Origin of the sequence: Arthrobacter sp. Cr_A7 (genome assembly GCF_029222765.1) — a bacterium.
In the GTDB taxonomy this organism is placed as follows: domain Bacteria; phylum Actinomycetota; class Actinomycetes; order Actinomycetales; family Micrococcaceae; genus Arthrobacter.
In genome coordinates this window covers 1-8,551 of record NZ_JARHXQ010000145.1, presented here as the reverse complement: position 1 = coordinate 8,551, position 8,551 = coordinate 1, and the positions used below count along the sequence as shown (strand labels likewise).

Here is an 8,551-nt window from a genome sequence, read left to right as displayed (position 1 = left end):
CGCAGCATCCGTTGGTCATGAGGCTCACCCCCTCCCCTGTTTAGGTTTGAGCTACCTGGCGGCCGGGATCAGGGAGTCGATCAGGCCCTCGATGCGGCTCTTGATCTCGTCCCGGATGGGGCGGACGGAGTCGACGCCCTTGCCGGCCGGGTCCTCCAGCACCCAGTCCTCGTAGCGCTTGCCGGGGAAGTAGGGGCACTCGTCGCCGCAGCCCATGGTGATCACCACGTCGGACTCCTTGACGGCCTCGGTGGTGAGGACCTTGGGCACCTCGGCGGACATGTCGATGCCCAGCTCTGCCATGGCTTCAACGGCGGCGGGGTTGATCTTGTCGGCGGGCTGGGACCCGGCGGAGCGGACCTCGATCTGGCCCTTGCCGAGCGTGGTGAGGAACGCGGCGGCCATCTGGGAACGGCCGGCGTTGTGGACGCAGACGAACAGGACGGAGGGCTTCTTGGCGGTTTCGGTGCTCACGGGTTGTCTCCTGGTATCGGTTGGGTCTGGACTGCGGTGGTGCTGACACTCCCCAAACCGAACATTGATGATGATCGATATAGCGAGTATCTGGCCATACATTGATAAATGTCAATATGTTGTTGTGAAGAGTTCCACGGCGGGATCAAGCAGCCGTAATGCGGGGCGCGAGGTCCGTGACCCGGCTGGCTATGTCGGCAAAGGCAGCGTCGAAGGCGTCCTTGGTCCCCAGCCGCAGCGGGTCCGGGATGGACCAGTGGATTCCCGCCAGCCCGGTCAGTTCCTCGTGCGCGTTGTCGCATACGGTCACCACGAAATCCGCGTCACCGGCGACGTCACCCAGGGCCTGGGGCGCAACGGCGGGAAGGTGGAGCCCGTGGCGGCGGGCGGCGTCGACGGCCCCGGGGGCGATGCGGTCCGCGGGGTGCGTCCCGGCGGACACTGACGGGACGGTACTCGCCTGGCGCCACAGGGCCGCGGCCAGCTGGGAGCGGGCGCTGTTGCGCGTACAGACGAACAGGACCCGCTGCGCGCCGTGGACCGCGCCGGGAACCAGCCCGTCGAGGGCACCGGGGGCCAGCCGGAGGTAGCTGCGGCGCCTGTCCGCCTCGGAGCGCTGCCGGGTTGCCAGGCCGGCATCCTCCAGGGTTTTCAGGTGATGTGCGAGCAGGTTGGAGGACATGCCCAGCTCGGCCTGGAGTTCCGTGGGCGAGAAATCCCCCAGCGTCAGGAGGTCAACGATGCGCAGGCGCGCCGGATCGGCGAGAGCCGCATGCCGGGCGACGCGCACTTCAAAATCGGAAGCTGGCTCAATCTTCATTGATTCAATTTTGACTGAGGTATTCTCGGTGCGTCAAGCTTGGAGGCATGACTTTGAACCAGCCGCCGTTGTGGCGCCGTGCCGTGGCCGAACTGCTCGGCACCGCCCTGCTCGTTGCCATCGTTGTGGGTTCCGGGATCGCCGCCCAGCAGCTCTCCCCCAACGACGTGGGCCTGCAGCTGCTCCAGAACAGCACCGCCACAGTCCTTGGCCTGACGGTGCTGATCCTGGTGTTCGGCCCGGTCAGCGGAGCGCACTTCAACCCCGTCGTCTCCCTGGCCGACTGGTTCCTTGGCCGGCGCAGCCGCTCGGGCCTGGCCCTGCCGGACCTCGGCGCCTACGTCGCCGCCCAGGTCACCGGGGCCATCGGTGGCAGCGTGCTCGCCAACGCAATGTTCGACGTCGGGACCTCCTTCTCCGCCAAGGACCGGGCAAGCGGTGGGCACCTGCTGGGCGAAGTGGTGGCCACCGCCGGGCTGGTCCTGCTGATCTTCGCCCTGGCCGCCACCAACCGCGGCGCCCTCGCCGCACCCGCCGTGGGCGCGTACATCGGGGCCGGGTACTGGTTCACGTCCTCAACCGCGTTCGCCAATCCCGCCGTGACCGTCGGCAGGATCTTCAGCGACACCTTCGCCGGCATCGCACCGGGCTCCGTGCCCCCGTTTGTGGTCGCCCAGCTGGTGGGCGCCGCCGTCGGTGTGGGCCTGCTGCTCCTGCTGTTCCCGGCCGCCGCGCGCGCCGCGGACGACGTCGTTATCCCGCACGGCAGCCAGGCAGCCAAGCCGTAGGCATGTCTAATGGGTGGATGACCCCAGCGGCGCCCCCTACCCTGACTGTCCGTTCCATGCGTCCGGAGGACTGGCCGTCCGTCCGGGATATTTACCAGGAGGGGATCGATACCGGCCAGGCCACGTTCGAGTCGCAGGCGCCCGGCTGGGACAGGTTCGACGCTTCCCGCCTTCCCGCCCATCGCCTCGTCGCCGAGACGGCGGATGGACGCATCGTGGGCTGGGCCGCTGTCTCCCCGGTGTCAGCCCGCCCCGTCTACTCGGGCGTCGTGGAACACTCGGTGTACGTTGCAGGAGAAGCTCGCGGCCTCGGGGTTGGCACGGCCCTGCTGCGGGCCCTGTCCGCCTCCACCGAAGCCGGTGGCATCTGGACCATCCAAGCCAGCGTTTTCCCCGAGAATGAAGCGAGCCTCAAACTGCACCTCGCCAACGGCTACGTCGTGGTCGGGCGCCGGCAGCGCATAGCCCAAATGAGCCACGGGCCCCTCAGCGGCACATGGCGTGACACCATCCTGATCGAACGCCGCTCCCCTGTCATCTAAGCCTGCTCATCCTCGTTTCGTGCCTTCTGAGAAGCCCTTGAAGGATTCCCAGATGATGGCGGCTGCCGCCATCCCGCCGAAGACTCCGGCCGCAAACAGCATGATTTTCAGGATGACGAGGAGCGTTTCCAGCACCTCGACGTCAACCGCGATCGGCAGCGTGAGCCCGAAGTAGAAGCACGAAATGGCCGCTGCCAGGATCAAGAGCCCGAATATGAGTGATTCGGCCGCTTCGGCATCGCTTTTGCGGCGGCGGGACCACACAGCGCTGAGGGCTGGGATGAGAAACGCCGTTGCTATCGCCATCAGTATCTCGCCCACAGCACCTCCAGCTGTACGCAGAGTGGTTCCACAGGACTCATCCCTTCTCCCCCCATAACCCTGGGACGTGTTGTGCCCGAATGGCCTGCCCCAGTCAGGTGGAACTGGGCGCCAAGGGGCCCAGCTTCCCGGATGCTTCGGAAAGGTCCACGCTGTTGGTGCGTGCCGGCCGGTACCAGCCCACGGCGGAACCGCGCAAGGCCTGGATGGCCGATCCGAAAACGACGTAGGCCCGCAGGGGCTCGTAGATCAGCCGGTACGCGGGCACCATGAGCAGGTGCAGCAGGTTCTCATGGACCATCAGTACCGCCACGATGGAGATGAGCATGTGGGTTGCTGCGACGAAAGCCGAGAAGATCGCGATGGCCTGCCATTCCCCGTGAGTGAGGCTGATGACGGCGACGACCACCGTCAGCGGCATAAAGACCAGGGGCACCAGCACGGAGATCAGCGCGTACGGCATGCTGAGCATGCCCAGGGCGCCGTACTTGGGGTTAAAGATCATGGCCCGGTGCTTGTAGAGGGTCTGGATGTTGCCGTAGGTCCACCGGAGCCTTTGTTTGAACAACCCCCGCACTGTCAGGGGTGCCTCGGTCCAGGCAACTGCTTGGTTCTCCTGGACGATGCTGTAGCCGAGCCGCTGCAGTGACAGTGTCAGGTCTGCGTCTTCGGCCATGGTGTCGTGGGAGTAGCCTCCTGCCCTGACCAGTGCCTCCCGGCGCCAGGCAGCGCAGGCACCCGGGACAATGGAAATCGCGCCCATTAGCCCTTCGGCCATGCGGGTGACGCAGATGCCGGAGAGGTACTCCAGGCTTTGCCATGCGGTGATGAGATTCTGCCGGTTCCCGACTTTGACGTGGCCGGCCACTGCCCCCACTTCCTTGCCGCTGCGGGGTGCCAGGAAATGGCGGGCAAACATCTTGATGGTCTGCGGCTCGAACAGGGTGTCCCCGTCCAGTGTGACCACAACCTGGCCGCACGACTCGTCGATGCCGTGATTGCTCGCAGCCGATTTGCCGCCATTGGGCTGGTTGATGACGCGCAGTGCCGCCCACGTCGTGGCATACTCCGTCAGCACGGCGAGCGTCCCGTCGGTTGACCCGTCGTTGACTGCCACCACTTCCATCAGGGGATAGTCGCTGGCTCGAAGGGCATCCAGGGTTTTCGCCACGACAAGTTCTTCGTTGTACACGGGCAGGACCACGCTGACGAAGGGCCATTCCGTCTCCTTGACCTCATCCCATTGACGTTTTTTCTGCCGGGAATTGTTGACCAGCGCCAGGATGACGAACAGGAACGTCAGTATGGTCAGGGAGCCGATACCGAACCAGAACAGCCAGGTGAGCAGCACGTTGGGGGTAACGAGGTAAGAGGTCAGGGCAGCGAGGGTTACGTTGTCCTCTATGGACGCCGGCACGTTGTGCTGCGGCACGAACTCGGGTGGCAGCAGAGGCTGGAGCGTGGTGAATGTGTAGCCCTGGGCTTTGGCCTGGGGGATGAACTCCTTGAGCATGTCGATCGTGGCGGTGCGGTCGCCGCCGCCGTCGTGGACGAGCACAACGTGGCCCGGGCCGCTCAATTCCGGCAGTGCAATGGATTCGGCCGGTCCGTGCTCCCAGTCGCGGGTGTCAAGGTCAAAGCTGACGTGGAGATATCCCAGCTGCTGGGAAAGCAAAAGCGCCAGTGTGTTGTTCTCCGGGTCACCGGTGGGGATCCGGAACAGCCTGGATTCGTAGTTACTGACCGCACGCATGATCCGGTCCATCCCGATGATCTGCTGGCGGTTGTACACATCGTCGTGGGACCAGAAGTCGATGTGGGATTCAGAGTGGTTGCCCACCATGTGGCCCTCGCGGACAATGCGCCGCAACAGGTCGGGATATTTGACCACGTTGTCCCCCACCGAAAAGAAGGTTGCCGGAACACCTTCCCGGGAGAGCAGATCCAGGATTTCGGGCGTGTAGGTGGGGTCAGGGCCGTCGTCGAAGGTGAGCATCAGCGTGCGCTCCAGGGGCAGGCCGTAGGCCTCAACGACGTACGGACTGGCGCCGATCAGTAATGTCTCATCCGGAGTTGCCTCCCTCCAGACAGCGTCACTGAACGGATCCTCGAGCAGCGTTTTTCCATCCACTCGTTCTACGACTGCGATCCGGTGGAATGTGGCCAGGCCCTTGTCGGGGCCGATCCTTGGGATGCTCTCCAGGTCCTGCAGGTTCAGCAGCTGCCGTGGATACGCCACAGCCTGGTTCTGCTGTGCCGGGCGTACCGGAGCGGTCGCGGCCGGGAGGATCGCAACGATGGACAGCACCACCAGCAGAAGCCCGGCAAACACAAGGCCCAAAATTCTTCGCCAGCGGTTGCCTGTGGCATCGAAGAAGACTGGCGCCCGGCCAGGTGAAATCTGGGGCGCTGGGTCAGTCATGACTTCCTAGCGAAGGAACCGTACCTGCACATGTCTTGACAGGGCCAAACACAGCGACCATGGATGAAATCAGATCGGGGCCTGACCTGCCCATCTGGAACCGGGGCACAGCAAAACCCCGAGGGACCGCCTTCCTACCGACTGTAGAAGACGCAGCCTCAGAAAACATCCGAAGTATGTACTCGAATTTTTTCCTTGCCATACCTGCTTAGACGTTTGAGGCGGCAGTGCGGGTACATCCTCCGGTAGCCAAAAAGATCAGCCCGCCCGGCGAAGTGCCGGACGGGCTTATCAAGGCAACGCAGCTACTGGGAGGCGCCGGTGCCGCCCTTGGCGCGGCGGCCGATGAAGTAAGCGCCGGCCGCGACCAGGAGGAGCAGGACTGCGCCGATGCCGATGAACAGGCCCGTATTGTCCTGCCCGGACGTTGCGGACGCGGCTGCCGGGCTTTCGGTGGCAGGCGCCGGGCTCGGGGCCGCTGAGGTGGCAGCTGAGGTGGGTGATGGTTCCGTGGTGGCCGCCGCCGTCGACGTCTCCTCCGGGCCGTGGCTCCCGGCTCCGGCGTAGGTGAACGTAAAGCTGCCGTCGATGGGGTGCCCGTCGGCGGAGACGGCCCGCCACTCAACTGTATGTTCGCCGTCGTGGTCGATGGCGGCGTTGATGCTGAGGGTTGCACCATCGACGGCGATGTCACCCTCGCTGACCACGTGGCCGTCGGGGGCGGTGACCGTGATGATGTTCGAGCCCGGAAGCCCGGTGTCCGGTGCATTCGTCAGGGTGATGGAGACTTTGCCGGGATTGGCGGTGACGGTTTCACCGGCGGCAGGGCTGGTGGACGCCAGGGCGTCGTGGGCCTGGGCTGGCGCGGCACTGGCCAGCAGGCCCAGGGCGAGGGCAGCGGCTGCTGCGCCTGAGGTCAGTACGCGGCGGATGGGAAAGCTCATTGGTGGTTGTCCTTTCAGGGACTGTGTCCGGCCAGGCGTGAGGGCGGGCCGGACGTAATTCGGGGAAGGTAAAGGGGCCCGCCGTGGTCAAGCGGGCGTGCGGATGGCCGACAATGTCCGCCCGGAGGCAGCCGGCGGGCCGCGGCGCGGCGGAATGCGGACTGCCGTGTGCCGCTTCATTACGGCCTTTTTCGGCAGAGCGCAGACACGGTACGCGGCTGGCAGCCGGACAGGATGCAGGATGGCGGCCAGCGGGGCGAGCCACGCCTTCAGCTGCCAAAGTGCGGCCTCTCCGCGGGCCAGTACGACGGCGGTGGCGGCGATGGCGAGCAGGTGCGCTGCCAGCATGGCCGGGGCGGGCAGCGCAGCCAGGGCGTGACCCGTCAGCTCTGCGGCGGAACCTGGTGTGCCGGCGCAGCTGGGGATAGTGATGTCCCGATGGTGGCCGTGGGCGGCGACGCCGGGTCCGGCGCAATGCACTGACGGTCCGGAGAGTGCGGTGAAGGCCGAGTGCAGGGCCGCCTGGCTCCCGCCGAGGATGAGGGCCATGATGGGCAGCCGGAAGCGGCGGCGGGAGAGCAGCATCACCGGGGCCATACACAAAACCGCCAGCAGGAGCAGGACCGGAACCGGTGGCAGGTGCCCGCCCGCGGCGGTGTGCGCGGCAGCCGCGAGCCCAATGCCGGAGCCCGCGATCACGCCGGAGCGGAGAAAGCGCAGGGGCGGCTGTGCGGGCATGGTCCTGCCTTTCATACTCGGAGCGGGCGGGCCTGCCCCCAGGTTGCCGCTGAGCCGGTGTCAGTCGTGGACGGGTTCGCCGGTGACCCGGTGGTCTGCGTGGTTGATGGTCTCCCGGATCAGCCTAATCAAGTGCCCGTCATGCAGCGAGTAAATGACATGCCTGCCGTCCTTGCGCGTGTCCACCAGTCCGCTCAGGCGCAGCTTGGCCAGGTGCTGGCTGACCACTGTCCGGGGAACGCCGGCTGCGGCCGTGAGTTCCGTGACGCTCTTGGGACCCTGGGCGAGCTGCCAGAGCAGGTGCAGCCGGGTGGGTTCGGCCAGCATCCGCAGCGTCCCGGCGGCCGTTTCCAGCAGCTCCGCCTCGGGCGCGACCGCATGGATCAGCGAGGGTTCTTCAGTGCCGGTGCTGGGAGGACTGCTCGGTTGGCTGCTCAACGGGCTTCTCCTCGATAACGGGCCGGCCTGCCTCCGTGCTGCTGTGCCGGGGCCAGGACAGGAAGGCTCCTGCGCTACCCAGTACCGCAAGGATTGTCAGCGCCACTGCTGCCCAGCCGATGCCGACGGCAGCGCCCACCCAACCGGCAAGGGGGTAGGCGATGATGTAGCAGGCGTGTGAGAGCGAGAACTGGGCCGTGAACACATAGGGCCGGGTCTCCTCCGTGGAGGCGTCCCGCAGCAGCCGGGACGACGGCGTGAGGATGGTTGAATTGCCCGCGCCAAGGACGAACCACAGCCCCAGCAGCCACCACCAGCCAGCTTCCGGCGCAGCGAAGGCAACCACGGCCACGCAACCGGCCAGTGCTGCGGGGATCACGGCCGCGCCGGTCAGCATCACGGAGCGGTCACCGAAGCGCTCCAGTACCCGCGGGGCAAACAGGGCAACGAGCATGGAGCCGACGCCGAAACATGCCAGCGCCAGTGCAAGGTCTGTGTCGGCTCGGCCGAGCACGTCACGGACGTAGACCACGGTGTTGACCAGGACCATGGCAGTGGGTGCGGCGACCACCACGTTCAGGGCCAGCAGGGACCGCAGGCGGCGGGTCCGCCAGAAGATCCGGGCGCCGAGGGTGGTCCGGTGCCAGAGCGATGATGCCGGCGCAGCGGTCGCCTCAATCTTCGGAAGGATGGTTATGGCGACCATCAGCGCCGAGAACAGGAACCCGAACACGGTGCCCAGGAACAAGTTGTTGTAGCTGACGACGGTCAGCAGCAGTGCCGCCGCGGCGGGGCTGACCAGGGCTTCCATGTCGTACGCGAGCCGGGACAGGGAAAGGGCCCTCGTGTAGTCCCGTTCCTCCTTCAGAACTGTGGGAATCAACGACTGGAACGCGGGCGTGAAGGTGGCCGATGCCGACTGCAGCAGGAACACCACCACGTAGATCTGCCATGCCTCGGTAATGAACGGCAGGCACAGCGCCATCGCGCCACGGACCAGGTCGGCCCCAATCAGCACGGGCTTCTTCGGCAACCGGGCCACCACCGCGTTGATCACCGGAGCG

General features: G+C 66.0%; 10 protein-coding genes. 2 read left to right on the top strand and 8 right to left on the bottom strand.

All coding sequences use genetic code 11. The features are described 5' to 3' along the window. Positions 1–51: 51 nt before the first annotated feature. Entirely contained in the window at positions 52–474 is a 423-nt protein-coding gene (locus P2Q66_RS09010) for an arsenate reductase ArsC (RefSeq protein WP_275727385.1), read from the bottom strand. A gap of 145 nt (positions 475–619) precedes the next feature. Further along, positions 620–1,294, bottom strand: coding sequence for a helix-turn-helix domain-containing protein (locus P2Q66_RS09005; protein ID WP_275727383.1), 675 nt, complete (start codon positions 1,292–1,294; stop codon positions 620–622). Between the two features lie 47 nt (positions 1,295–1,341). Between P2Q66_RS09005 and P2Q66_RS09000 the strand changes: the two genes are divergently transcribed. Together P2Q66_RS09000 and P2Q66_RS08995 are read left to right on the top strand one after the other, a co-directional pair. Further along, positions 1,342–2,082 carry an MIP/aquaporin family protein gene (locus P2Q66_RS09000; RefSeq protein ID WP_275727381.1) on the top strand — a complete coding sequence of 247 codons (741 nt, stop codon included), beginning with the start codon at positions 1,342–1,344 and terminating at the stop codon, positions 2,080–2,082. Between the two features lie 56 nt (positions 2,083–2,138). After that, on the top strand, positions 2,139–2,624 hold the full coding sequence (locus tag P2Q66_RS08995) for a GNAT family N-acetyltransferase (protein ID WP_275727380.1): 486 nt from the start codon (positions 2,139–2,141) through the stop codon (positions 2,622–2,624). 6 nt (positions 2,625–2,630) lie between these two features. Here P2Q66_RS08995 and P2Q66_RS08990 read toward each other — a convergent pair whose 3' ends face one another. The 6 genes from P2Q66_RS08990 to P2Q66_RS08965 all read right to left on the bottom strand — a co-directional run. Beyond that, entirely contained in the window at positions 2,631–2,945 is a 315-nt protein-coding gene (locus P2Q66_RS08990) for a hypothetical protein (protein WP_079598708.1), read from the bottom strand. 94 nt (positions 2,946–3,039) lie between these two features. Continuing rightward, positions 3,040–5,367: a bifunctional polysaccharide deacetylase/glycosyltransferase family 2 protein gene (locus P2Q66_RS08985; RefSeq protein ID WP_275727377.1), complete on the bottom strand. Its 2,328-nt coding sequence runs from the start codon at positions 5,365–5,367 to the stop codon at positions 3,040–3,042. A gap of 305 nt (positions 5,368–5,672) precedes the next feature. Then, positions 5,673–6,311 (bottom strand): copper resistance CopC family protein, encoded by a 639-nt coding sequence (locus P2Q66_RS08980; protein WP_275727375.1) that lies wholly within the window; start codon positions 6,309–6,311, stop codon positions 5,673–5,675. Between the two features lie 87 nt (positions 6,312–6,398). Continuing rightward, a complete protein-coding gene (locus tag P2Q66_RS08975; protein WP_275727372.1) occupies positions 6,399–7,049 on the bottom strand; it encodes a hypothetical protein in 651 nt (216 codons plus the stop codon). A 60-nt stretch (positions 7,050–7,109) separates the two neighbouring features. Beyond that, entirely contained in the window at positions 7,110–7,487 is a 378-nt protein-coding gene (locus tag P2Q66_RS08970) for a metalloregulator ArsR/SmtB family transcription factor (protein ID WP_275727370.1), read from the bottom strand. Beyond that, positions 7,447–8,551: MFS transporter (locus P2Q66_RS08965; RefSeq protein ID WP_275727368.1), on the bottom strand; the 1,105-nt coding region annotated here is incomplete at its 5' end. The genes P2Q66_RS08965 and P2Q66_RS08970, both read right to left, overlap by 41 nt.